This window comes from Flavobacterium flevense (assembly GCF_900142775.1).
In the GTDB taxonomy this organism is placed as follows: Bacteria; Bacteroidota; Bacteroidia; order Flavobacteriales; family Flavobacteriaceae; genus Flavobacterium; species Flavobacterium flevense.
The window spans coordinates 220,695-245,350 of the sequence record NZ_FRCC01000002.1; the positions used below are offsets into that span (position 1 = coordinate 220,695).

General features: G+C 33.7%; 22 protein-coding genes. 6 read left to right on the plus strand and 16 right to left on the minus strand.

What is annotated here, in order from left to right:
* Positions 1 to 31: 31 nt before the first annotated feature.
* Positions 32 to 928, minus strand: coding sequence for a LysR family transcriptional regulator (locus BUB89_RS04140; RefSeq protein WP_073242252.1), 897 nt, complete (start codon positions 926 to 928; stop codon positions 32 to 34).
* A gap of 90 nt (positions 929 to 1,018) precedes the next feature.
* On the opposite strand from BUB89_RS04140, the gene BUB89_RS04145 reads away from it, so the two are divergent.
* From BUB89_RS04145 to BUB89_RS04155, 3 genes are all read left to right on the plus strand, one after another.
* Entirely contained in the window at positions 1,019 to 1,774 is a 756-nt protein-coding gene (locus BUB89_RS04145) for a type 1 glutamine amidotransferase domain-containing protein (RefSeq protein WP_073242254.1), read from the plus strand.
* Positions 1,775 to 1,812: 38 nt separating this feature from the next.
* Positions 1,813 to 2,970 carry an iron-containing alcohol dehydrogenase gene (locus tag BUB89_RS04150; RefSeq protein WP_073242257.1) on the plus strand — a complete coding sequence of 386 codons (1,158 nt, stop codon included), beginning with the start codon at positions 1,813 to 1,815 and terminating at the stop codon, positions 2,968 to 2,970.
* A 283-nt stretch (positions 2,971 to 3,253) separates the two neighbouring features.
* Positions 3,254 to 4,249, plus strand: a complete 996-nt coding sequence (locus tag BUB89_RS04155) for an NAD(P)H-dependent glycerol-3-phosphate dehydrogenase (RefSeq protein ID WP_073242259.1) — start codon at positions 3,254 to 3,256, stop codon at positions 4,247 to 4,249.
* Positions 4,250 to 4,327: 78 nt separating this feature from the next.
* On the opposite strand, the gene BUB89_RS04160 is transcribed toward BUB89_RS04155, so the two are convergent.
* Positions 4,328 to 4,990: a hypothetical protein gene (locus BUB89_RS04160; protein ID WP_141384412.1), complete on the minus strand. Its 663-nt coding sequence runs from the start codon at positions 4,988 to 4,990 to the stop codon at positions 4,328 to 4,330.
* Positions 4,991 to 5,409: 419 nt separating this feature from the next.
* Here BUB89_RS04160 and BUB89_RS04165 point away from each other — a divergent pair, with 419 nt between their 5' ends.
* On the plus strand, positions 5,410 to 5,988 hold the full coding sequence (locus tag BUB89_RS04165) for a helix-turn-helix domain-containing protein (protein ID WP_073242263.1): 579 nt from the start codon (positions 5,410 to 5,412) through the stop codon (positions 5,986 to 5,988).
* A 51-nt stretch (positions 5,989 to 6,039) separates the two neighbouring features.
* Here the strand turns inward: BUB89_RS04165 and BUB89_RS04170 are convergent, their stop codons facing one another.
* The 3 genes from BUB89_RS04170 to BUB89_RS04180 are packed head-to-tail and all read right to left on the minus strand — an operon-like array spanning position 6,040 to position 9,208.
* A complete protein-coding gene (locus BUB89_RS04170; protein ID WP_073242265.1) occupies positions 6,040 to 6,720 on the minus strand; it encodes a phosphonatase-like hydrolase in 681 nt (226 codons plus the stop codon).
* A 1-nt stretch (position 6,721) separates the two neighbouring features.
* On the minus strand, positions 6,722 to 7,882 hold the full coding sequence (locus BUB89_RS04175; protein ID WP_073242267.1) for a TIGR03364 family FAD-dependent oxidoreductase: 1,161 nt from the start codon (positions 7,880 to 7,882) through the stop codon (positions 6,722 to 6,724).
* Between the two features lie 30 nt (positions 7,883 to 7,912).
* Positions 7,913 to 9,208 carry a DUF5690 family protein gene (locus tag BUB89_RS04180; protein WP_234982515.1) on the minus strand — a complete coding sequence of 432 codons (1,296 nt, stop codon included), beginning with the start codon at positions 9,206 to 9,208 and terminating at the stop codon, positions 7,913 to 7,915.
* A gap of 291 nt (positions 9,209 to 9,499) precedes the next feature.
* Between BUB89_RS04180 and BUB89_RS04185 the strand changes: the two genes are divergently transcribed.
* Positions 9,500 to 10,576: a zinc-binding dehydrogenase gene (locus tag BUB89_RS04185; RefSeq protein ID WP_073242269.1), complete on the plus strand. Its 1,077-nt coding sequence runs from the start codon at positions 9,500 to 9,502 to the stop codon at positions 10,574 to 10,576.
* 65 nt (positions 10,577 to 10,641) lie between these two features.
* On the opposite strand, the gene BUB89_RS04190 is transcribed toward BUB89_RS04185, so the two are convergent.
* The 4 genes from BUB89_RS04190 to BUB89_RS04205 all read right to left on the minus strand — a co-directional run bounded on the left by BUB89_RS04190 (position 10,642) and on the right by BUB89_RS04205 (position 15,727).
* Positions 10,642 to 13,494 carry a TonB-dependent receptor gene (locus tag BUB89_RS04190; protein ID WP_073242271.1) on the minus strand — a complete coding sequence of 951 codons (2,853 nt, stop codon included), beginning with the start codon at positions 13,492 to 13,494 and terminating at the stop codon, positions 10,642 to 10,644.
* A 265-nt stretch (positions 13,495 to 13,759) separates the two neighbouring features.
* Positions 13,760 to 14,167, minus strand: a complete 408-nt coding sequence (locus BUB89_RS04195; RefSeq protein ID WP_073242273.1) for a hypothetical protein — start codon at positions 14,165 to 14,167, stop codon at positions 13,760 to 13,762.
* Positions 14,168 to 14,250: 83 nt separating this feature from the next.
* The gene (pheS, locus tag BUB89_RS04200) at positions 14,251 to 15,270 is read right to left on the minus strand and encodes a phenylalanine--tRNA ligase subunit alpha (RefSeq protein WP_073242986.1); all 1,020 of its coding nucleotides are present in this window, start codon (positions 15,268 to 15,270) and stop codon (positions 14,251 to 14,253) included.
* 100 nt (positions 15,271 to 15,370) lie between these two features.
* Positions 15,371 to 15,727 carry a hypothetical protein gene (locus BUB89_RS04205; protein WP_073242275.1) on the minus strand — a complete coding sequence of 119 codons (357 nt, stop codon included), beginning with the start codon at positions 15,725 to 15,727 and terminating at the stop codon, positions 15,371 to 15,373.
* 138 nt (positions 15,728 to 15,865) lie between these two features.
* On the opposite strand from BUB89_RS04205, the gene BUB89_RS04210 reads away from it, so the two are divergent.
* A complete protein-coding gene (locus BUB89_RS04210) occupies positions 15,866 to 16,366 on the plus strand; it encodes a CvpA family protein (protein WP_073242277.1) in 501 nt (166 codons plus the stop codon).
* A gap of 43 nt (positions 16,367 to 16,409) precedes the next feature.
* Here BUB89_RS04210 and BUB89_RS04215 read toward each other — a convergent pair whose 3' ends face one another.
* The 7 genes from BUB89_RS04215 to BUB89_RS04245 all read right to left on the minus strand — a co-directional run bounded on the left by BUB89_RS04215 (position 16,410) and on the right by BUB89_RS04245 (position 24,622).
* The gene (locus BUB89_RS04215) at positions 16,410 to 17,153 is read right to left on the minus strand and encodes a tetratricopeptide repeat protein (RefSeq protein WP_073242279.1); all 744 of its coding nucleotides are present in this window, start codon (positions 17,151 to 17,153) and stop codon (positions 16,410 to 16,412) included.
* Positions 17,154 to 17,177: 24 nt separating this feature from the next.
* Complete coding sequence (locus BUB89_RS04220) at positions 17,178 to 18,926, minus strand: BatD family protein (protein WP_073242281.1); 1,749 nt, start codon at positions 18,924 to 18,926, stop codon at positions 17,178 to 17,180.
* A gap of 126 nt (positions 18,927 to 19,052) precedes the next feature.
* A complete protein-coding gene (locus tag BUB89_RS04225) occupies positions 19,053 to 19,823 on the minus strand; it encodes a tetratricopeptide repeat protein (RefSeq protein WP_073242988.1) in 771 nt (256 codons plus the stop codon).
* Positions 19,824 to 19,881: 58 nt separating this feature from the next.
* Positions 19,882 to 20,916, minus strand: coding sequence for a VWA domain-containing protein (locus BUB89_RS04230; RefSeq protein WP_073242283.1), 1,035 nt, complete (start codon positions 20,914 to 20,916; stop codon positions 19,882 to 19,884).
* A 173-nt stretch (positions 20,917 to 21,089) separates the two neighbouring features.
* Positions 21,090 to 22,091, minus strand: a complete 1,002-nt coding sequence (locus tag BUB89_RS04235; protein ID WP_073242285.1) for a vWA domain-containing protein — start codon at positions 22,089 to 22,091, stop codon at positions 21,090 to 21,092.
* Complete coding sequence (locus BUB89_RS04240) at positions 22,091 to 23,722, minus strand: BatD family protein (protein WP_073242287.1); 1,632 nt, start codon at positions 23,720 to 23,722, stop codon at positions 22,091 to 22,093. The genes BUB89_RS04235 and BUB89_RS04240 overlap by 1 nt, the downstream gene beginning before the upstream one ends.
* Before the next feature lie 36 nt (positions 23,723 to 23,758).
* The gene (locus tag BUB89_RS04245; RefSeq protein WP_073242289.1) at positions 23,759 to 24,622 is read right to left on the minus strand and encodes a DUF58 domain-containing protein; all 864 of its coding nucleotides are present in this window, start codon (positions 24,620 to 24,622) and stop codon (positions 23,759 to 23,761) included.
* Between the last annotated feature and the right edge of the window lie 34 nt (positions 24,623 to 24,656).

The window sequence follows — 24,656 nt, forward strand, 5'->3', positions numbered from 1 at the left end:
TCATTTAGAGTTCTGTTATTTATATTTATAATCAACCCAAAATCATTTTCAACTCCTCTTCAATTTCCTGAGCTACCGAATTGATTCCCGCATTTTTTGCTGACAAAAGATACACGGTTGTAGCCGGCATATGATCTGTTTTCCACAACAATTGCAATTTATCTTTCTGAATAAATGATTTTGCATTGATATCCCAGCTTACAGCCACACCAGAATTATTAGAAAGCACCTCCAGCATTTCGTATTCTGATGGAATAATATAATTAGAAACCATAGAAGGACGTTTTTTATTAAAAACATGCAACCAGAATAATTTTATATGCGGGATTCCGGAATCATGGCTGTACCATTTTTGCTCGTTTAACCAATTTTCGGTGGCTTCATAATCATTTTTATTAATGGCAGAATGCAGCATTGCAGCATCAAGATTCCCAGAACCTACAATGATTTGCCGAATAACTCCCAGTTCTTTTTGCAAAGTATCAAAGGTGTCATACTTTTTGGTCACAATAGCAAAATCAAGTTTTTTAGCATTTACCAATTCAAAAAGTGCATCATTTTCCTGAAAACTAAAATCGATATAATCAAATTTAGCTATCAAATTACTCCCGATGCAGCTAAAAAAATGTTTTGAAATCCCGACAGTAATCAAACGATTGGCATCAAATGCTTTAGATCTGAAACCATTTTCCACATTCTCTAATCGATCTAAAGCTTCGATAATCAGGTTATTAAGCAACTTAGCATATTCGGTAGGCTCCACACCTTTGGATTTTCTGTTGAATAATTTATAACCCACATGAGCTTCCAACATCGAAATTTGCTGACTTACTGCAGGCTGGCTGATAAACAACTCTTTGGCTGCCAAAGAAAAATTACCGTTTTTATATACCGATTTAAACGTTCGGTACCATTCTAGATTTACCATGATATAAATAAATTTATCACAAACATAATTTAAATTATTTTTACTAATAACATATCTGACGTAAATTTGTACTAACAAAAAAATAACAGCATGAAAAAAGCATTACTTACGATTATAATTTTAACTGCATGTTCGCTTACTGCAACAGCACAAAATAACGCAAAGATGAAAAAAGTATTATTTGTAGTTACCAGTCACGACAAACTAGGTAACACGGGAGAAAAAACAGGATTCTGGACAGAAGAACTGGCAGCACCCTATTATGAATTAGCTGATCAAGGAATACAAATTGACATTGCCACACCACTAGGCGGACAACCACCAATTGATCCTAAAAGTGCTGATCCAGCATCGGCAACCGAAGACACGAAACGATTTGATGCCGACACTGCATTATTGGAAAAACTAAAACACACCTTAAAATTAGCTGATGTCAAAGAATCTGATTATGATGCGGTGTTTTATCCCGGCGGTCACGGTCCTTTATGGGATTTAACCAAAGACAAAAATTCGATTAATTTGATTCAAAAATTCTATAATAACAATAAACCTGTGGCTTTTGTTTGTCATGCTCCCGGAGTTTTGAAAGATGTTAAAGTAAACGGTGATTATTTAGTAAAAGGAAAAAAAGTCACCGGGTTTTCAAATGCCGAAGAAGCCGCAGTAGGACTGACTGATGTAGTTCCTTTTTTATTGGAAGAAGTACTTCAGGCCAATGGCGGAATTTATTCTAAAACTGAAAACTGGCAGCCTTATGCTGTTGAAGATGGTTTATTAATTACAGGACAAAATCCAGCTTCATCTAAACTGGTAGCACAAAAATTATTGGAACAATTAAATAAATAAGATGCTAAGTCTCTAAGTATCTCTAAAACTAAAAGAATATGCTAAATTTTGAATTATACAATCCTACCAAAATGGTTTTTGGAAAAGGGCAAATAGAAAAATTATCCGAATTAGTTCCGCAAGGTGCTAAAATCTTATTGGCTTATGGCGGAGGAAGCATTTTTAATAACGGAATTCACCAGCAAGTAATCGATAATCTTAAAGGATTTGAAATTGTAGAATTTGGCGGGATTGAACCCAATCCGCATTTTGAAACCTTGATGAAAGCTGTTGATGTTATCAAGGAACAAAACATTGATTTTATCCTTGCTGTTGGTGGAGGATCAGTAATTGATGGAGTTAAATTCATTTCGGCTGCCGTACATTTTGATGGAAATCCGATTGATATTCTTCAAAAACATATTTTAATAAAAGAAAATGCAATGCCTTTTGGAACCATTCTGACACTTCCGGCAACGGGAAGCGAAATGAATTCGGGTTATGTGGTAACAATTAAAGCGACTCAGGAGAAATTAGCTTCTGGTGGAAGTGCCTTATTTCCGCAATTTTCGATTTGTGACCCAACCGTAATTCAGTCTTTACCAAAAAGACAATTGCAAAACGGAGTAGTAGATGCTTTTACACATGTAATGGAACAATATTTAACCTATCCACACGAAGGTTATTTACAAGATCGAATTGCCGAAGGAATTTTGCAAACTTTAATCGAAGTAGGGCCAAAAGTAGTAGAAAATCCTGCCGATTATGCTTTGGCTTCTAATTTTATGTGGTCATGTACCATGGCTTTAAACGGATTAATCCAAAAAGGAGTTCCTAATGACTGGGCAACACACATGATTGGTCACGAATTAACAGCATTGTACGGCATTGATCATGCCAGAACATTGGCCATTATCGGACCTAATTTATATCGCGTTTTATTCGAAACCAAAAAAGAAAAACTGGCACAATACGGAAAACGTATTTTTAATTTATCCGGAACCGTTGACGAAATTGCCAACGAAGCAATCAATAAAACGGTTGAATTTTTCCACACGATGGGAATGGATACCAAGCTGTCACAATACACAGATGATTATAACAAAACTGCCGATTTTATTGTAAATCGTTTTGATGAAAGAGGCTGGAAAGCAATGGGAGAGCGACAAAACATTACTCTGGAGAAACTAAAAGAAATTGTAGAAATGAGTTATTAATTCGTTACCTGGCTATTTTACCCATTAAAAAAAGGCGTCTTTGAATACTATTCTCAGACGCCTTTTTAAAATAACACCAAAACTAAATTAACTAATTCCAGTAATTTAAAAAACACAAATTACTCATATATACTATTTTACAACGAAATCAATATTCTTTTTATTGCATGTGATTAGAAAAAAATTAAAAAATAATTCTTTTTATAAAGCAGCATCCAATTCAAAAGGATTCCTCTTGCTTCATTAGGACATTTTTAAGTACTTTTGGTTAAACTATAAAAAGATGAGTGAAAATATAAAGTTTGCAGTAATTGGTGGTGGAAGCTGGGCAACAGCCATTACAAAAATGCTCTGCGTCAATCTTTCTGAAGTTTCATGGTATATGCGAAATGAATCGGCTATTGAGCATATAAAAGCACACAAACACAACCCAAATTACATAAGTTCAGTAGAATTTGATACTAAAAAACTACTGCTTACTAATGATATTAATGAGGCGGTTGCTTATGCAGACTACCTTATTTTTGCGATTCCTTCTGCCTTTTTAGATACCGAATTGCAAAAACTAACCGTTTCACTAAAAGATAAAATCATTTTCTCAGCCATCAAAGGAATTGTTCCCGAAACGAGTTTAATTGTTGGAGAGCATTTTCATTTTCAATACAATATTCCTTATTATAATATTGGTGTAATTACGGGTCCGTGCCATGCCGAAGAAGTAGCTTTAGAACGCTTGTCTTACCTGACCATTGCTTGTGGTGATGAAAAAAAAGCAGAAAATGTAGCTAAAAATCTAGCTGGGAATTACATTAAAACCAAAATTACTGATGATATTATTGGAACCGAATATGCAGCGATGCTTAAAAACATTTATGCTATTGCCGCCGGAATTGCTCATGGTTTAGGTTATGGCGATAACTTCCAATCGGTGTTAATGAGTAATGCGATTCGGGAAATGAAGCAGTTCATCAAAAAAGTACACAAAATGAAGCGCAACATCAATGATTCGGCTTATCTGGGCGATTTATTGGTTACCGGTTATTCGGTTTTTTCAAGAAACAGAATGTTCGGGAATATGATTGGGAAAGGCTACACCGTAAAAAGTGCCATGATGGAAATGAGTATGGTCGCTGAAGGTTATTATGCTGCTAAAAGTGCGTACAAACTCAACCAGGGGTATGGTGCCAAAACACCTATTATTGACTCCGTTCATGAGATTTTGTACGAAGGTAAAAATGCTAAAGCCGTGTTTAAAAAACTGGTGGATAAACTGGATTAATTTTTCCAGTACTACTAAATAAAATAACCGCAAATTCGCAAATTATAATTTTAAATCTGAGCGGTACAAGCATTTTATTTATTTTTCATTTACACTAACAATCATAGTGTGGATAAAATAATAAATAGAAATTATGATTATCCAAATGCTTAATACAATTGACGATTTCTGATAAAAATTTAAAGTTTCAAATTGCAAAACAAACTCTTTAATCCAAAAATATTCTAGAACAAAAGGAATAAATGATATAGCACTTATTGGAAAAATTAAAAACGCTCCAAAATATCCAAACTTAGATTTCCCTTTGTGGGCTAATTTTGAAATCTCACCATATATTGAGAATGGTAAAATTGATCTTGTAAAATCATCCATATGTAATTCATCAACAGGAATAGAATCCTCATAATCAAAATATTCACTAGAAAATTCGGTAATAATTTTATGAATTTCAGCTTTATGCGCACTGATAATTATATATCTGAATACTAAAAAAGCAAAAACTAAGGGAATAAAAATTTTTATAGAGTTTACATCATTTATTTCAACTGGACCAACTTGCAAACTTTCTAATTTTGAAAAATCAGTCAAATAAAAAAGTAAGATAAGAATCAACATAAATATTGCAATTACGTTGCTTTCCTTAGCAATATCCTTACATTTTGAAAGTAATATCTCGAGATAAATACTTAATTTCTCATCAGTATTACTTAAAAATATCTTCTTTATTTCGTTTTTATTCATAAAATCACTGTAAATCTTAAATGTATGGGATGAAACCACATTTTACCCCTCTCAAATACAGAAAATATACTTACAAAATATCAAATAAAAAAAACCGAAAATTCACAAATTAAAAATTTGCGAATTTGCGGTTACTATTTTTTAGCTAAAAGCTTATCGAACAATCATTCTGACATATAATATTACTATTTGTAAAAAATATTTTAAGCTTATATAACTACAAAAATGGCACAGCAATATCAATAAACATAAAAAATGACAATTTCTTAACAAACAACATAAACCACCTAAATTCAATACAATAACAAGAAAATTATTATTTTAAATCATGATTCTACAACAATTATAGGCGGTTAATTTTGACAGTAACTTTCAAATCAAGAAATTTGCCGTAATTTACTTATTGTAAAAAACACAACATGCAAGACTATCTTATTGGACTGGGAAAAAGAATTAAGGAAATCCGTAAAAAGAACAACCTGACTATAAACACTGTCGCCACTAATGCCGATGTAAGTAATGGATTAATTTCGCGTATAGAAAATGGCAGAACAATACCTTCGCTCCCAGTATTACTAAACATTATTCAAGCATTAGGAATTGAAGTTTCGGAATTTTTTAACGGACTTCCAAAATCAGATAAGAATAATTTTATTGTTTCCCGAAAAGAAGACAATAACATTATAGAAAAAGAAGATGAAGCTAAAGGCTTTGAATATAAATTTCTTTTTGGCAAACAATTATCATCGGTAGGATTTGAAGCAGTATTATTGGAAGTACAACCTGGATCAGAACGTGATAAAGTAGAAACCGACGCTTATGAATTTAAGTACATACTAACTGGTGAATGTTATTATATAATAGGTGAAGACGAAGTACTATTAAAAGAAGGAGACTCTATCTTTTTTGACGGAAGAATACCGCACGTACCTGTCAACAGAGGAAATGTACCTTCTAAAATGATAGTATTGTATTTCTTTTTTCATAAAAATGAATAAACCCACCATTATATAGTGGGTTTATTATATAAAACTAAACTAATTCATTCTCTAAAAAAGTATACTTTCAAGCTCTGTAACATTCTGTAATATATAATCAGGGTTAGCAGTTTCAAGTTGTTGCCTGTTCTGAGCACCACTTAGCACACCTACAGTTATTCCGCATCCTGAATTTTTACCCTCAATAATATCAATTTCTGAATCTCCTGCTTTTAAAACCTGATTGGAATCATTTATTCCAAATTGAGCCATAGCCATTTGTATCATATCCGGATGCGGCCTGCCATTTACCACATCATCTGATGTGATTAACGCATCCACTTGCACACCTACACGCCAGTTAAGTTTCTGCATAAGTTTATTTGCCGTTTTAAAATCATAGCCCGTATTAAGAACTACTTTTATACCGTGTTTTTTAAGCTTTTCAAAAAAAGTCTCCATTCCTTGAAAAGTATCAATATCTGATTCATCGTATGCTTTTTCGAGTGCTTCTTTGAATTTTACAAATATTCTATCAGCTGCTGTGTCTAAATTTTTTTCATTAGTACAAGCCGTAAGTACATCCGTAATTGCTTTATGCTTTTCTTTTCCGGCACCATATTTCAAAACCTCATCTAAGGTAACTTCAAATCCTTCCTGATTTATACTTTTCTGAACTGTTTTGTAAACCAAATTATCTTCATTCACTGTAGTTCCTGCCATATCAAAAACCACCATTTTTATATTTGTCATTCTAACTTAAATTAAATATTCTTTTTATATTCTCCTTTGAGAATCCAGCACTTCCTGTCATTCCCTTGCCCCCAATACCAGTAACAATATGAATATCGTCATCTATTGTATGCTGGAAAATATCTTTATTTTTACATTGGGAATAGATTCCAAACCATTTATTTTGTATTTCATAAGAAGGAAGGTCAATTATTTTTTTTGCCTCATTTATCATAAATTCATCCACATCCATACGCAAATCAAATCCTAAATCATCCATATTTGCTGCATTTGCATATTCATGCGAATCGCCAATGATTACCGATCCGTCAGTAGCTTGCTTGAATAAAATATGTACCCCCCATTTCTTTTCGAATGAATCTGGATTTTCTTTAGCTTTAATTGCGGCAAATGAAGGACATTCATAAAAAGCTTCATAACGTCGAATAGAAAGTCCGGTAAGTATTGAACCTTTTAGATTGTATCCCAGTTGTGGTTTAGTTTGCATCATTTGCAATTTTGTAACTTCAAGGTCACTACCAGCAAACAGTTCCGGATAAAGTGTTTTAAATTCCGATCCACAACAAATAATCACTTTTCCTGCCTTAAAAACATCATGATTTGCTGTTTGAATTTCTACAACGTCACCAATTTTATTACAGCCTAATATTTTTGTATTACCATAAAAATCGAGACCTTTTTCAGTAATAAGATATTCTCTTAACCTGTTAATCATAATTCTTGGCTCTACAGTCACTTCCTGAGGGAAAAACAATCCCGCTTTAACATAGTCACTCCTTAATCCTGGATAATCATTAAGACACTCCTCTTTTGTAAGCAAATGAGATTGATACCCATTATTTTTATTAATAACACTCAATTCTTCAATAAGCTGTACTTCTTCATCATTTGAAGCTAAATACACCGAACCATTATTACGTACCGATATATCAAATTTATTTTGTATCTCATCATAAATAACAAGACTTTCTCGTCCATATTCTTGCCATTTAGTATCCATTCCAGAAGGAACCACTTGCCCAAAATTACGCACAGTTGCACTTATAGGTTCTTTGTCTTTTTCAAACAGAGCCACACTATACCCATTTTGCAATGCGTGATAAGCATGAAAAGTTCCTAAGGCTCCACCGCCAATAACTATAAGGTCATATTTTTTATTCATTATCTTCAATTTTATTTTTATCTTTTTTTATCAGGGAAAAGCAATTGCTTGCTTCATTTTTTTTTCATAGATACGTTTATTAAAATACCACATGGAGAAAAGCGTAAGCAACAATAGTAGTGCAGCAGATTCCAAATTAAGCCATAAGAAAAAATATCCCCATGTTTGCTTGAAACCTATCACTTCCTTAAGTAACAATACAATCACACTACCTAAATACCCAAGTGCATCAGCTAAATAAAACAAGAAACCTACATTACCTTTAAAACTTAAAAGTGCTACCAATCTTTCAAACACAAGACAATGGAAAAGTATGTATGGTAAATAAACCCCAATTCCTGTTGTTACCATCCAGGTTACAGGCGATATAAGACCTTGGTTAAATAATAAAGTAAAGACAATAATTAATACAGCTCCAAAAGCTGTAAGCAACATACCAATATTAAATGCCTTATTATTATTGCGTATAAGTACTCCTACCGCTGCTATTGCCAATACAACAACAGCAACAGGAATCTCTGTAAGAGTAACAATTTGAGGCGAACCTGAATATCCTTGTTCCGCCCAAAATTCAACCATAAAATTATCTCTAAAATCCCTAACAATAGTTAGTAAAATATAAATCCCAACTAAACCAAAATAACCAACTCCATTAGCCTTTATAAAATCTTTACGCTCTTTACTGTGCATAGGCACTCTTTCAGATCTTGCTTTTATATCACTCTCATCAGGACCTTTACTTTTGTTAAGTACCCAGACAGATAAAAGGAAAAAAGGAAAAAACAACAACGCTGTATAAAATGGCATCATAAATTCATTGGTATTAAAATCCTGCATAAGTATTAAACCAATCGTTTTCACAAAACTTGTAGAGAATATAAATGTAGCACTAAGGGCTGCAGCAAGCAGTTCTGTATTTTTTCTTCCTTCTATATAAGAGAACACAATTCCAAAAACCATCCCTAATGGCAGTCCATTAAGAAATAACGCCAATATTTTCCACTTCCCGGGAACAAAGGCAAATAAAGCCAGCATAAGTGTCGCAAAAGTAATCAGAACGATAAGCCATATTGCCCTTTGTGATTTTGGCATTTCTGATATAATTTTTATACCTAAAAATTTTGAAACCATATACCCTAAAACCTGACTTAAAACAAAAATTGTTTTTGCATCTACACCATAGCCAAAAACCAAATCAGCATATTGCCCAGCTAAAAACGATTTACGAACAGCATACATTCCCGTATAACATATAAAAACTGAAACTACAATTGCAAAGGTGGAAATTTTTTTACTATTTGTAAACTTTTCAAACATCCAAAACATAATATTTATATTAATTTTGACAAAAATACATGTATAACCATACAATCAGATTAACTAAATGTAAAATAATAGTTAACAAAGTTTACAAATAGTAAATAAATTTTAGATCTTATACAAAACAAATTACTTTTGACAACTATAATTAACAGATGATTACTAATCTTTTAAGACACACCGCTAAAGGCTTTAAAAAAGATTACAATAGCAGATTTGTTTTTTTCTTACAAAATATTATCTCCACAATTATAAAAAAATTAAAATGTTACAAATAGTAAATAAAATTTAATCACAATGAGTATAAAAGCTACAGCAATGGTATTTACGGCTACAGACCAACCATTTGCTAATAAACAAATTAGTCTAAAAGACATAGACAGCAACGAAGTCCTTGTTCGAATCGTATACACCACTATTTGCACCAGCGACCTTCACACCTACACAGGAAAACGTTCCTCACCTACCCCATGTGTTCTTGGGCACGAAATAATCGGGGAAATAACAACACTGGGAAAAAAAATAAAAAGTGATTATAATGGTCAACTATTAAAAGTTGGCGACTTAGTAACCTGGTGTGTGTACGCCTATGATGATAAAAGTAAAATGGCAAAAAAAGGCATACCCCAAAAATCGGATGGTCTTTATAAATACGGACATCACAAATTCGATTCTGAAGACGGTTTAAATGGAGGATTTGCAACACATTGTATATTAAAAAAAGGAAGTACAATTTTCAAACTTCCTGATTTTTTAAACTATAAGCAAGCAGCACCTTTAAATTGCACTCATGCTACAATAGCTGGAGCCATACGTTTAGCCCGATACCTTACAAACAAAAATGTAATGATTACAGGAGCAGGAATGTTAGGACTATCAGCTTGTGCAATGGCTAAAGAAGGAGGAGCAAAGAATGTTTTTGCAATGGATATTAATAAAGAAAGATTAGACTTAGCAAAAAAATTTGGCGCTAACAAACTTATCGATGGCAAATTGTCAGCAGATGAAATCAAAACACTTATTCCTAAAGAAAAAATAGACGTAATTATTGACACTACAGGAATAGCAGCAGTAATGGAAAAAGGACTTGAACTACTTGCAATAGGCGGAAGAGCTATCTGGATAGGAGCTGTTTACACTCAGCCACCCACACAAATAAATGCCGAAATGATAGTTAGAAATCTTATAACCATAAAAGGTCTCCATAATTATACTCCAAACGATCTTGGCTTTGCCGTTGATTTCATAGCTGAAAATCACTCCAAATATCCATTTGAAATTCTAGTCAGCAAAGAATTTCCCTTAAACGAATTATCCAATGCTTTTGAAGAAGCTAAAACAGGAAAACATTACCGAATTGGGGTCAAACAATAAAGATTTAAACAATAAAAGCCGACTGAATAGTCGGCTTTTAAATTACAAAAAAACAAAATCAAGTGTTATAAACTCCATTTAACTCCCATTTGACCTCTTATTCCATAAAACTCAACTTGTTTAGGCCTAGAGTCATCTCCATAGTAATATTCAAGTTTTTGATTAAGCAGGTTGTTTGCCTCAGCAAATAGGGTAACATGCTTACTTATTTTAAAAGATAAATTTGCATCAAGAGCCGAATAATTTCCATAGTAAACATCATCTCTTTTCAATCCGCTTCCACCATGTTCCGTGATATATTTAGCTTTAAAATTATAAGCTGCCCTTACATTTACTCTTCCTTTTTCATAATACAGCTGAGCATTAACTAAATGATCTCCTTGTCTCGGAAGACTTGTTTTGCCTTCACGTCCCGGTATTGTCATTTCTGATTTTGTAAAAGTATAATTTGCTTGCACACCAAATCCATTAAAGAAACCCGGAAGGAAATCAAATTTTTTGTTTCCGCTGAATTCTGCACCAAAAAGCCAAGCATTATCCCCATTGAGTGGTTGAGAAATTTCAACACCAGTGTGTCCATTTATATCACCTTGTCTTGTATCCATAAAAATAGGATCAGTAATCAATTTATAAAATACACCTGCAGATACTACATCTAACTTCCCAAAATAATGTTCTCCCATTACATCAAAATTATAAGAATAAGTAGGATTAACATCCGGATTACCTCCATCATATTCATTATCTGCCGCAAGATAAGTACCACCAGGAACAAGGTAACCAAAATCTGGTCTTGTAAATGTTCTTGTTGCCGCTAACCTCAGATTAGTATTTTCATCAGCCATATATTTTAGATGAAGCATTGGCAGTAGTGACAAGTACCTTTTAGTCTTAGTGACTTTAGACAGCAATCCATCAGGATTTTCATCTGAAACATCATATTGATAACCGCTTACTTTTGTATTAGTATAAGTAGCTCTTAAACCTCCCAGAAAAGTAAGTTTATCATTAATTTTATAAGTAGCCATACCATATCCTGATGTATGAGTTTCATCTACATCAAAATTTCTTCCAAGTCCGCCACCATTAGCTAATATTTCAGAATCAGCTTCAGAAAGAGTAAGATTACCATTGCTGAAATTATCATTATAAAACTGATTGAGACCATTTTTCGAAAGTACAGGTCCAAAACTATTCCCTATATTTGTATTAAGTTCGTTCAGATATTCTTTTCCCCCGGGTTGATAAATATTATATTCCCCATAAGAATTTAAAGTAGGTACCGCACCATTTCCTGTCCAATTGTAGAACTCGTCCGAAAAAGTAGCTCTTCTGTCTTTATCTCTAAATTTACCTCCAAATTTAAGAACAAGATTATCATTTGCCGTAAGTTCATAATTTACCGTTGCAACAATATTATCTTTTTCCTTAACACCTACTTTATATAATTCAAGCGTAGTAAAAGTCATTTGATCAGGGCTGGTTTGAAAATTCGAATCTGATAAGTAACCAAACATGTTATTTGTATCCATATAACCGCCATCCGTATTCCAGTAAGCTCTTGGTCCATTACCTCTATCTTCAATATAATCTGAATTAAAGCCTACACCATCCTGCTTAAAGAATGTGGAATAATAACTGTTATTTTTTGCGTCTGGAACATTTCCATAATAAAATTCAGTGCTGTAATGTGCAGCGCTCCAATCTAAAACACCTTTATTTCCAATATGCTTACCTCCAACTTCTGCTCCGTAAAAATCAAAATTCAGTTCGTTATATATATTTTGCAGTTCTACACGTCCTGTATTTGTAACATCATTAAATTTATCAAATCGAATGCGTTGTTTATAGTGCAGCTCTTTATCCAATAGTTTTCCATAATTAAGCTTTACAAACAACTTGTTTTTTTCGTCAGGATTAAACTCAAAACCACCATTAAAACCTGTTGTTTTTCTTTCTCCCGTATAATCTCTTAACTCTAGACGGTAAACACCCTCATCACCTGATCTTCTGGCTTCAAAATTATCAGCAGCCCAATTACGATTCCATTGTGCAAGATTTACAATATATCCAAATTTTCCATTTTTACTTTTATCCCCTACAAGTAAAGATCCACTATAAACTCCTTTATCTGATTTTTCATTATAACCAGCACCTATTGTTGCATCGACAGTAAATTTTGACGGCGCGGTTTTTGTAATAAAATTTACACTACCACCCAAAGCATCCCCATCAATATCTGGTGTTAATGCTTTAGCTACTTCAACATAACCAATCATTTCTGTTGGAAAAAAGTCAAAAGCGGTTGCTCTACTAGCCCCCTCATCGGCAGCAGTTGGAAGACGGTTTCCGTTCATTGTTGTAGAACTCCACTCGGCAGGTAATCCTCTTACAGCTACATAACGTCCTTCACCCTGATCACGTTCAACAGAAACTCCAGGTATACGTTGTACAGCCTCGGCTGCATTTCTATCTGGAAGTTTACCTATACCATCTGCAGCAATTACATTTACTAAATTAATTGCATTTTTTTGAATATTAAGAGCTTTAGCTTCACTAAGTCTCCTAGAAACGCTACCAGAAACAACAACTTCCTGTAATTCATCTGAAGTTGACTTCATATAAATATTAGGTACTTTAGCAACTTTCCCTGATTCAACAATCACATCCTGATTTGATTTCTCATACCCAACATAACTTATAATTATGGTATAATTACCCGATTTTAAACCAGTAATTGTAAAATTTCCTTCGAAATCAGTGGAAACACTTTTTTGAATTCCTTTCAGTTGAATTATTGCACCAGGAAGAGGAAAAGATCCATCCAGAACTTTACCTTTCACAGACCCTGTTTGAGCAAAGGCTGTCCATGAAAAAAATAAAAAAGTGGCACAAATTAAAAATATATTATTTTTCATTTTGTTTAAATTTTTAATATTAGTAAATTATTTGACGCAAAAGTGCTTATAATTTTCTTATTAGTAAACTTTTAAACTTTAAGAAATCCTTAACGCATTATTATAGTTAGGTAAGGAAAATGTTAACAGTTATAATTTTAGCTTTAATTATAACTGTAAATAGATCATTGAAGAACTTTACAAATAGTAAATTAATTATTCTAAAAACTAAAAAAGGCAGCATTTCAATCGAAATGCTGCCTTCAGTATAATTTTAAAATTGTATTTATCTAACAATCACCCCTTCTACAAATAGAATCGGCACTTCTTCGGTATTGTTTTCGTTGATGGAATTGGCTTTAAAGATAAATTTCTTGTCGTATAAGGTGTTTCCAATAAAGAAAGTCAGCATGAATTCGTTATTCAAAACCAAAACACTTTTTTCCACCATTTCTATTTTCACTACTGAAACAGCAGGAACTTCTACAAAGGCATGACGTAAAACAGAGGTTTTCTTCATTTCGCCATCGATAGTTCCAAAAGCTTTGGAAACTACCATGGCACTTTCGATATTAAAATCACTGTCGTTTACTAAATAAGCATACCAAACTTTCTCCATAAAGTCATCGCTCCATTCCTGAACGGCAGCAATAAATACGTTTTCTACTTCGGGGATTGTAATGTCTTTTTTCATTAATTAGTCCTTAGTCCCTAGTTATTAGTCCTTAGTGATAAGCAAAACTACTTCTCTAAGGACTAATTACTAAGGACTTTAAATTATATTATCGATTTAAATTGCTCTAAGAAACGTACATCATTTTCATAAAACATACGAATATCGCCAATTTGGTATAACAACATTGCAATACGCTCTACTCCCATTCCAAAAGCAAATCCGTTGTATTCATCAGGATTGATGCCACAGTTTTTCAAAACATTAGGATCTACCATTCCGCAACCACCAATTTCTAACCAGCCGGTTCCTTTGGTAATTCTGTAATCGGTTTCGGTTTTTAAACCCCAATAAATATCAATTTCGGCACTTGGCTCCGTAAAAGGAAAATAAGAAGGACGCAAACGAATTTTTGACTTTCCGAACATCTCTTTAGTGAAATACAAAAGTGTTTGTTTCAAATCAGCAAAAGAAACCTCTTTGTCTATGTACAATCCTTCCACCTGGTGAAAAATACAGTGTGAACGGGAAGAAACAGCTTCATTACGAAAAACACGTCCCGGAGAAATCGTTCGGATAGGCGGTTTGTTGTTTTCCATATAACGCACCTGAACCGATGAAGTGTGGGTACGCAATAAAATATCGGGATTCGTCTGGATAAAAAACGTATCCTGCATATCACGTGCCGGATGGTATTCTGGCAAGTTTAATGCTGTAAAATTATGCCAGTCGTCTTCAATTTCCGGACCTTCGGAAACATTAAATCCAATGGTAGAAAAGATATCTATAATTTGGTTTTTTACAATAGAAATCGGGTGACGGGAACCAATAGTTACCGGTTCAGCCGCACGGGTCAAATCGCCATAGATTCCTTTAGATTCTTCTTTGCTTTCTAAAGCTTCCTGGATTGATTTTACTTTTTCTTCAGCAGAAGTTTTCAGCAGGTTAATTACCTGTCCAAATTCCTTTTTTTGCTCGTTAGGCACATTTTTAAATTCAGCAAAAAAGTCTTTTAAGATTCCTTTACTTCCTAAAAATTTAATTCTAAATGATTCTAATTCGGCTGTATCCTGTGTTGAAAAAGCTTGTGCTTCACCAATATATTCTTTTATCTTATCTATCATTTTCATCCAATAATTGAGTGTGCAAATTTAAGCAAAAGTTAGAAGTTAAAAGTTAGAAGTTAGAAGTTTTTCTAAACATCTGTTGTAAAATAACAAATCATCAATCAATGAGCTCTTTTTCTATAAAATAACTCACGATCGCTTCCTTCATCAAAACAGTTTGTTCCCCTGCTTTCAAAGGTGGTAACTCTTCTTTTACTTTGTAATGCGGCCAGCCTTCTTCATCATAATATTCGAATTCATAAAAACCATAAGGTTCTAATAAACGGCAAATGGCGATGTGCATCAGGTTTAGTTTTTCATCTTTCTTGTATTCCCGGTGGAATTTACCCAATTCCTGAACGCCAATCAGAAAAATAATGGCATCTAAATCCAGATCTTCGCCTTGCGAAAACTGATTAGAAAGTATATCGACGAGCTTTTCCCAGCGCTCTTTAAGTTGTGTGTCTCTTGACATATTTAAAAGTTAAAAGTTAGAAGTTAGAAGTTAGAAGTTAGAAATTGATATCTGATTTTCTACTATCTAAAATTATCAGGTGCAAAGATACCAACATAATTCTTTTATCTTTGCTCTTTATTCTTTTCTCTTTTTACTATGAGTTTTTTAGACATTATTTTAGGTGCTTTACTGGTATTTGCTTTGTACAAAGGAACTGTAAATGGGCTATTTATTGAATTAGCTTCTTTTCTTTCGTTAATTGTGGGGGTTTATTTAGCGGTTAAATTCTCAGTTGTCACTAAAGATGTTCTTGCTGGTTTTGTACACTGGAATCCTAATACCGTTCAGGTTATTGCTTTTTTACTCACTTTTATTCTGGTGGTAATTGGCATTCATTTTTTAGCCAAAATCCTGACAGGAATAGTAGATTTTGCTTTTTTAGGCTGGGCCAATAAACTAGGCGGCGGATTATTTCGGGTGCTAAAAACGGTATTGCTTATTGGGATTGTCTTTTCTCTTTTCGAAAAAATAAATTACAATCATTTTTTCGCAAAACAGGAAACACTTGATAAATCCATTTTTTATAATCCCATTCAAAAAACTGCTACTTTCATGTATCCATCTATTACAAAATGGTACGGAGACCTTAAAAAGTAAGCATATTTTAGAACCCAGAAGGCATCTGCATTCTGGAATCTTATTATTTCACTTCCCGGATGGCATCGCTGTCAATCCAGCCTTCGGTTCCATCGGTTAATTGAACTTTTTTCCAATTATCAACTTTTTCGTTTACATACACCTTAGTTCCTTCATGTAAAACAACCACGGTTGTTCCTTTATTTTGTGGTTCACTTTTTACTTCAGCCATTTCGGCAAAAACAATAGCCGGTTTTTCATTTTTAAAATGACTTTTTTCAAAAGCAGCCGAAGCAACACTGATAATAACCAATAGCAGCATTACAAACATTCCAAAGAAAAACAATCTTTTATTCAATGTCAAAGCTGAAAAATAATAGCCTAAAAAAGAAATCAAAAATAAAACAGCAAAAACAACCGAAATCCATGCCCAGGTATTGTAATGAAAATTACCGGTGAAATCACGAAGTAATTTTGCAAAACCTACTTTAGGTACGACTTTTATTTCATCGACAGTACGTTTTTGAGCAAATCTCAAATTATTAGCAATGTCCTTATCATTAGGATTCAGGACTAATGCTTTTTCATAATTGTAAATCGCCGGTGCTACTTTGTTCAGTTTATAATAGCAATTAGCCAAATTAAAATACAATTCTGCCGAATGCTTCTTAGCACTTAATTCCGAATTGTAAGCGTCAATTGCCTGTTCATATTTGCCGTTTTTATACAAATCGTTTCCTCTTTCAAAGCCGCTTTGGGCAAAGAAAACCTGGCTCATTAACAATAATATATAAAATATGTTCTTCATAATTTTTTTTAAACACTAAGAGTATTAAGAAAGCTGTTTCTCCAGATCAGAAATTATCAATACTGCTTTTTCATAATCTTTTTGAATGGTGGCGCTGGATGAAGGCGCATATCTTGCAATTTCACAGTTTTCAGTAAGTGCAATAAACTCATTTATCGATTCCGGATTTGCATTTTTAGACAATAAAATTTCTTTGATATTATCTTTACTCATTTCTGAGGTTTCAATATGCAATTTAGCTTTCAGGAAATTATGCATGGCTTTTTCAAGCGCCACATAAAAAGGTTCTTTGTTGTTGATTTGCTTCTTTGCTTCTGACAGATATTTCTTTGCCAGACGGTTGTTACGCTTGATTCGGTTTCCAACAATATCGCCGTCAATAGCTTCTTTTTTCTTTTTAGCCAATACAATTATTGGTAATAACCCAAAAGGAATTAACAACAGGCAGTAAAACAATGTGGATCCAAAGAAATCTTTCTGATGGATTGCTTTTAATTTTGTATTCAATTTTAAATACTTGAATTGCTCCGAAGCAGTTAGCTGATTTTTTCCTGTTCCTGAGTCAGAACTGGCCACGGCCTGTGTAGGTCCATCAAGTACTTTAACAATAATCTCCGGAGAAGTAATGGTTTTGTACCTACCTGAATTTAAATCAAAATAGGAGAACTGCATTGGTTTTATAGGATATTCCCCTTTATATTGCGGAATAATAGTATAACTGTCGGATATTTTTCCGGTCATTCCTGAAAGAGGCGTATTTACTTGTTCGTTATGAACCGCATCGTACATTTCCAGTGCATTTGGCACAACCGGTTTTGGCAAATTAAACAGTTTTAAATTTCCTTTTCCAGCCACACTTACTACCAAATCCAGACTTTCTCCGTTTTTAAGTTCTGTTTTTGACGGAATCACTTTAAAGTCAAAACTTCCCACGGCCCCTGAAAAATCGTCCGGTTTACCTGCTTCCGGCAAAGCTTTTACATTGATTATTCTGGCTCCGGCCGAAACTCTCTTGCTGTCTTCTTTCAAAAGCATTTGCCCAAAAATATTTCTGCGATTTGTAGGCAATTCTACATCAATATCTAATGCAAGGGGTTCAATATTAAGTTTTCCTGATTTTTGAGGATATAAAACCGTTTTTTTCAAAACCACATAACGAAATCTCTCCCCTTTGAACATTCCTTCTTCCGGAACTAACTCCTTAATATCAATATTCTGACTCCAAAAATCATTGTATGTGGGCTTTCCTAATTCTCTCCAGTTTTTAATTCCAATATTATAACTAAAATACAATTTGTAAACCACCGTAATGGGTTCATTGATGTACGGATTTGTTTTAGAAACATCAGCTACCAGATACAAATTATTATCTGCTGAAACACTGGTATCATTAGGATCCTTAGGCTGTTCTATCGCATTAGTAACATTTATCCTTACCGGATTAGTTTTATACACCTGCCCATTGTATTCTATAGTGGCCTGCTTGATGGTTAATATCCCTTTTTGATTAGGCATTAAATAATAAGAATAGATTTTTTCAAACGAACTTCTTCCGTTTACCCATGACTGGCTCACTTGCTGGCTTGGTCCTGCAATGACTCTGAACCCTTCAAAAGAAGGTTCGTTAAAGTTGTCTCCATCAATATTCATCACAAAATCAATACGAAGTCTTTCGTTCAGACCCAGCGTGTTTTTGCTCACTTTAGCCTCAAACTGTACTTGAGCCCAAAGTCCCTGAAAACTTAACAGTAATACTACTAAATATCTTTTCATTTTTTTTCTCTCCCCAACCCTCTCCAAAGGAGAGGAAGCCAAAACGGAGTATATTATATTATTATTTAAAAATCGTATTATCTATCTTTTGTTGTACACTTTATAAATTGGAAAATTTTTCAATTTTTACCAGTCTTTCTCTGTATCAACTGGTTTTCCTTTTACTTTATTTGCGTTTACCTTGTCCTGAATTTTCTTTTCTTCATTATTCACTGCATCTAAAAGGTTTTGTAAACGATCTTTTGAAATTCCGCCAGGCTGCGGTTTTGGTGGCTGATTTTCATCTTTTTTGTCGTCGCCATCTTTTTTATCCTGATTCTTTTTGTCCTGATCTTTCTTATTCTCGTCTTTTTTATCCTGATCTTTCTTGTCTTTGTCCTGATCTTTTTTATCCTGATCCTTTTTGTCTTTATCCTTATTTTTATCTTTTTTATCCTTGTTGTCTTTAGGCGGATTCTCTTTCAGCATTTTTTTAGCTAATGCAAAATTGTATCGGGTTTGCTCGTCATCAGGATTGTTTCTAAGGGCATTTTTATAAGCTTCTACTGCCTGAGTATAATCTTTCTCTTTCATAAAAACATTCCCTAAATTATGGTAGGCTTTGTGTTTTTGAATTCTTGATCTGGCATTCTTTAGCGCTTTTGCGTAAGCATATTTAGCCTCTGATGGCTGATTTTGTTTGTAAATAGCATTTCCTAAATTGTATGGCGAAACAGAGCGATTAGGAAATTTTGAATTTGATATTCTATACGCTGCTTCAGCCTCAGCATATTTACTGTCACTGTAAGCTTCATTTGCTTTTGGTAATGCATTGTCTTTTTCCTGCGCTAATATGCTGCCCAAACTCAGAAAAAGCAGCGCAAAAAAGGTAAATCCGTATTGTATAAAATTCTTCATTTTCATTTCTTAGTGTTCTCCCTTATCATTTAATTTAATCCGTCAAAGGAATTGACATTTATTTTTCCTCGTTAAATAAGTTTAACTTCTTCACCCAACTGGTTTTTTTCTCTAAAAGAAATAAATCCAGGAATAAAAGCACAAAAGCTAATCCTAAAAACCATTGAAACTGCGATTGAAAATCGGCCATCTGAGTCGATTCAAACTCGGTTTTCTGAATAGTATCTAATGTTTTTTTGATGTACTCCACTACTTGTTTGGTGTTATTTCCACTCACATAACCGCCTTTAGTTTCTTTTGCGATTAGCTCTAAACCCGGTTGATTCAATTTGGTTATAACCACTTCATCATTTCTGTCTCTTTGATAACTTTGTACTACACCATTTATTTTTAACGGAATTGTGCCTCCCTTTTCGGTTCCAATTCCAATAGTAATAATACGCATTCCCAGCTTATTCGCTTCTTCTGCCGCTGCTTGTGCTCCTTCGGAATGGTCTTCTCCATCCGAAATAAGAATCAACAGTTTAGACGTTTTGCTTTTTTCTTCGAAATAAGTTGCAGATAATCGTATGGCTTCCTCTAATGATGTTCCCCTTGAAGAAACAATATCTGTATTCATGCTTTGCAAAAACATTTTGGCCACACTATAATCAGTCGTTATTGGCAAAACCGGAAAAGCACTTCCTGCATAAGCTACAATACCAATACGGTCACTCCCTAACTGATTAATAATTTGAGAAACTACTTGTTTGCTCTTTTCTAATCTGTTAGGTGCTACGTCTTCTGCAAGCATACTTTTAGAAACGTCCATTGCAAAAACAATATCAATTCCTTCCCGTTTTACAGTTTCCATCTTGGTACCTATTTTAGGATTTACCAATCCGAAAATTAATCCCAGTAATGCTAATAAAAGCACCGCTAATTTAAAAGCGGGTTTAAAAACAGAATGCTCCGGACTTAATTTTTTTATGATGTCTAAATCACCAAATTCCTTTTGCTTTTTCCTTTTCCAATACATATTCAACAGGAAAAGCAACACTACAAGAGGTAGTATAAAAAGTAAGTACAAATATATTTTTTCGTCTAATTCCATTTTATTTAACCACGAAGGTCATTAAGTTTATTTCACTAAGTCCACAAAGTTACTTGCAAACTATATTTATAATGTTTCGTTTATTATTCTTTTAACAGCTACAGATGTTTTAATTTTTTAGCCATACACTTTCCTGAGTGTTGTCTTCCTTTGTGTACCTTGCAGTTAAACCCCTAAATAAAGCTTCTGTAAACTGTATTTCGCAATCCAAATTCAAGCAATACCAGAAAACCGGCTAACCACACGAAAGGCCTGTATTTTTCATCATAATCATAGAACTTCAATTCTTCAATTTCAGTCGTTTCCAGTTTGTTGATTTCGTCATAAATCTCAGCCAACTTACTGTTACTGGTGGCTCTGAAATACTCTCCATCGGTTTTTTGAGCAATACTTTTCATCAATCGTTCATCGATTTCTACTTTCATTCGTTGGAACAAAAACTGCCCATTTGGACCTAAAGCATAAGGAAACTCCGCCATTCCATTGGTTCCAATTCCGATTGTATATACTTTTATTCCGTACTGTTTTGCAATATCTGCTGCTGTTTCGGGCTCTATAAAACCGGCATTATTAACACCATCCGTCAACAGAATAATTACTTTACTCTTAGCTTGACTATCTTTTAAACGATTTACAGCAGTAGCGAGTCCCATTCCTATTCCGGTTCCGTCTTTCAAAACGTTATCGTATTTAATGCTTTCGATGGCCTCTGCTACAATAGCTTTGTCACTGGTAACCGGTGTTTTAGTATACGCTTCAGAAGCATATACCACTAATCCTATTCGATCATTTGGTCGTTGTTCCACAAAATTCTCAGCCACTCTTTTTAAAGCCTCCATACGGTTTGGCTTTAAATCCTTAGCAAGCATACTTCCTGAAACATCCACTGCCATCACAATATCAATCCCTTTGGTTGTTTTTGTTCTGTTGCTAATATCAACTGTTCTTGGCCTGGCCATAGCAACTATCAAAGAACTCAGTGCTAACAACCGGAGTACACTTAAATACGGCTTTAATTTTGTCCACACAGAATGAGATGCTTTAAAACCTTTTACAGAACTCACTTTCAAAGTTGCCGATTGCTGGTTTCTTTTTAAAACTAACCAAATGATGGCTAACGGAATTAAAAGAAACAACCAAAAAAACTCTGGATTTAAAAAACTTATTTTTGCCATTATTTATCTCCTTGTTTTAATTCAACCGAGCCCAATACCCGCTCTGAAATTTCATTTGCATATTTATCCCCTTCCTGATGCAGAATCAAAATTTGTTGTAAACCACCTTCATGGCTAAACATCAAAACTTCGTAATACATTCTTTCTTTATCATTTGTTATTGGACTTACCCTGGTAAAAGTTCCGTATGCTTTCAAGCCTGTAACTCCTTCCTGAGTTTCATAATCTTCCTGTTTTACAATCATGTTTTGAGCACCCTGAGATTCCATAGCCTGTAAAGAACCATCCATGGATTTTTTTAAATCAATCTGTCCTTCCTGTTTGTATTTAAAGGTAGAAACCATCAAATAGAAATTATCAATCAGGCTTCCGTAAACAAATGACTGCATTTCTTTAATTAATGCCATTCCTTCTTTAGGCAATGATTTTGCCAAATCTGTTCGTACAAGAACCTTAGGTGTTTCAATTTTTACAGCCGGATTTCCATATTCACTTCGTACCCATTCTCCTTCTAATAATTCTTTAGATGGATGCCCGATAAGATTATCTTTTACATAATCAAATCCTTTAGTGACCATCAGGAAAATAGTGGTTGCTGCGAGTAAAAACACTACAATAGCCGCTGCACTGATAATACGTTGTTTTCTTTTTTTCTTTAACTGAAGCGCAATTTGTTTTTGCCTTTGAGCTTCATTCAACAACACATCTTCTTCAGCAGGAACCTCAACAGGAATAGAACTGTCTAATGTTAAAATTGCTTTTTGAATCTTATTCCTGTCTTCTGTTATTTCGTATTCCAATGGTTTTGATTTAGCAAATTTTACTAAATCGGCTTGTTTTAAAACTCTTTCCAGATTTTCAATTGTCTCGGCAGAAACCGTCATTTTCTTTTTGACCGAAGCTGCTCTTAAACCCGTTATCAACTCCGAAGTAGTACTTTCCATCGCCGGAATTTCTATTGCTTCTTCGATATAATTTCGGGCTATATCTGTTAATTCGCTATAATATTCTTTTATTTCTCCTTTTTGCCAGAGTTCTTTCTTTTCTAAGTTGTTCAATAAACTTGTGGCTTTTTCTATAGGCGTTTTATAAACCTCTTCTTCTATTTTCTTCTTTTGTTTCTTTTTGATAAACCAATATATTCCTGCACCAATTGCCAGAATTACAAGTAATCCTAAAAGATATTTCCACCAGTTACCAAGAGAATCATTGGCAGGCTGAATATCCTTAATATCATACATTTTTTGTTTTAAAGTATCTACCTGAACATTCGCCACTTCAACAGCTATAGAATCCGTTTGATACGCTTTGTTATTAATAAGTATTTTGATTGCCGGAATTACATAACGTCCGGAATCAAATTGGGTCAAACCGTATTTTTTAATTAACTCATAGCGGTCATTATTTTTTACGGTATCAATAGGATAGGATTGAATTACTTCTAAAGCGCCTATGTTTTTTAAATTTGGAAAAACAACTTTAGACAGAGTATCTACCGAAGTTTTTACCGTTAATTTAAACTCGGCTCCAATTTTATTTTTTGTAGTGTCAATACTTGTTTCTACTCTTTTTTGCGCAAAAACGGCAGAAGTTGAAATCAGTAATAATAAGAAGAATATCTGTTTTTTCATGTTTTATGAATCCGATTAAATCTTAAATCAAAAATCTTATCTCGATTTAAAATAGCCCAATAATTTGGTTACGTAACTTTCGTCCACTCTGGTATTTACTACACCGGAACCTGATTTACTAAAGGTTTCTTTAAAATAATTTAATTGCTCCTGATAATATTTCTCATAATTCATTCGAACAGCTTTAGAACCTGTATCTACCAGTTGTATTTCACCGGATTCAGCATCCAGCATAGGAACCATACCTATATTTGGCATTTTTTGTTCGCGAATATCATACACACGGATTCCTGTAAGATCGTGTTTTTTAGCAGCAATTTTCAACGTTTGTTCATAATCATCTGATATAAAATCAGAAATCATAAAAACAATGGCTTTCTTTTTTTGAGTACTCGACAAAAATTTTAAGGCCTGAGCAATATCTGTTTTATGGCTTTTAGGTTCAAATTCTATCAATTCGCGAATGATACGCAAAACGTGGGATCTTCCTTTTTTAGGCGGAATATACAGTTCAATTTGGTCTGAAAATAAAATCAGTCCTATTTTATCATTATTTTGTGTAGCCGAAAAAGCCATCGTTGCAGCAATTTCTGTCACGATGTCTTTTTTAAATTGATTTTTAGAACCAAAACTCTCCGAACCCGAAATATCAACCATTAACATCATGGTTAATTCCCGCTCTTCTTCAAAAACTTTTACATGTGCTTCATTATAACGAGCGGTAACGTTCCAGTCTATATTTCGAATATCATCGCCATATTGATACTGACGCACTTCGCTAAAAGTCATTCCTCGTCCTTTGAAAGAAGTATGATATTCCCCTGAGAAGATGTGGTCGCTTAGTCTTCGGGTTTTGATTTCTATTTTTCGTACTTTTTTTAAAAGCTCTTTTGTATCCATTTTTTTAGTAATTAGTCCTTAGTCCTTAGCTTTT

Coding starts and splice junctions, on each gene's coding strand:
- BUB89_RS04240 (WP_073242287.1), bottom strand. CDS start 23,722: ATGAAAAAACAGATATTCTTCTTATTATTACTGATTTCAACTTCTGCC.
- BUB89_RS04220 (WP_073242281.1), bottom strand. CDS start 18,926: ATGAAAAGATATTTAGTAGTATTACTGTTAAGTTTTCAGGGACTTTGG.
- pheS (WP_073242986.1), bottom strand. CDS start 15,270: ATGATAGATAAGATAAAAGAATATATTGGTGAAGCACAAGCTTTTTCA.
- BUB89_RS04180 (WP_234982515.1), bottom strand. CDS start 9,208: ATGTTTTGGATGTTTGAAAAGTTTACAAATAGTAAAAAAATTTCCACC.
- BUB89_RS04235 (WP_073242285.1), bottom strand. CDS start 22,091: ATGGCAAAAATAAGTTTTTTAAATCCAGAGTTTTTTTGGTTGTTTCTT.
- BUB89_RS04205 (WP_073242275.1), bottom strand. CDS start 15,727: ATGTCAAGAGACACACAACTTAAAGAGCGCTGGGAAAAGCTCGTCGAT.
- BUB89_RS04160 (WP_141384412.1), bottom strand. CDS start 4,990: ATGAATAAAAACGAAATAAAGAAGATATTTTTAAGTAATACTGATGAG.
- BUB89_RS04245 (WP_073242289.1), bottom strand. CDS start 24,622: ATGGATACAAAAGAGCTTTTAAAAAAAGTACGAAAAATAGAAATCAAA.
- BUB89_RS04185 (WP_073242269.1), top strand. CDS start 9,500: ATGAGTATAAAAGCTACAGCAATGGTATTTACGGCTACAGACCAACCA.
- BUB89_RS04190 (WP_073242271.1), bottom strand. CDS start 13,494: ATGAAAAATAATATATTTTTAATTTGTGCCACTTTTTTATTTTTTTCA.
- BUB89_RS04195 (WP_073242273.1), bottom strand. CDS start 14,167: ATGAAAAAAGACATTACAATCCCCGAAGTAGAAAACGTATTTATTGCT.
- BUB89_RS04155 (WP_073242259.1), top strand. CDS start 3,254: ATGAGTGAAAATATAAAGTTTGCAGTAATTGGTGGTGGAAGCTGGGCA.
- BUB89_RS04170 (WP_073242265.1), bottom strand. CDS start 6,720: ATGACAAATATAAAAATGGTGGTTTTTGATATGGCAGGAACTACAGTG.
- BUB89_RS04145 (WP_073242254.1), top strand. CDS start 1,019: ATGAAAAAAGCATTACTTACGATTATAATTTTAACTGCATGTTCGCTT.
- BUB89_RS04230 (WP_073242283.1), bottom strand. CDS start 20,916: ATGGAATTAGACGAAAAAATATATTTGTACTTACTTTTTATACTACCT.
- BUB89_RS04210 (WP_073242277.1), top strand. CDS start 15,866: ATGAGTTTTTTAGACATTATTTTAGGTGCTTTACTGGTATTTGCTTTG.
- BUB89_RS04215 (WP_073242279.1), bottom strand. CDS start 17,153: ATGAAGAACATATTTTATATATTATTGTTAATGAGCCAGGTTTTCTTT.
- BUB89_RS04175 (WP_073242267.1), bottom strand. CDS start 7,882: ATGAATAAAAAATATGACCTTATAGTTATTGGCGGTGGAGCCTTAGGA.
- BUB89_RS04225 (WP_073242988.1), bottom strand. CDS start 19,823: ATGAAGAATTTTATACAATACGGATTTACCTTTTTTGCGCTGCTTTTT.
- BUB89_RS04165 (WP_073242263.1), top strand. CDS start 5,410: ATGCAAGACTATCTTATTGGACTGGGAAAAAGAATTAAGGAAATCCGT.
- BUB89_RS04140 (WP_073242252.1), bottom strand. CDS start 928: ATGGTAAATCTAGAATGGTACCGAACGTTTAAATCGGTATATAAAAAC.
- BUB89_RS04150 (WP_073242257.1), top strand. CDS start 1,813: ATGCTAAATTTTGAATTATACAATCCTACCAAAATGGTTTTTGGAAAA.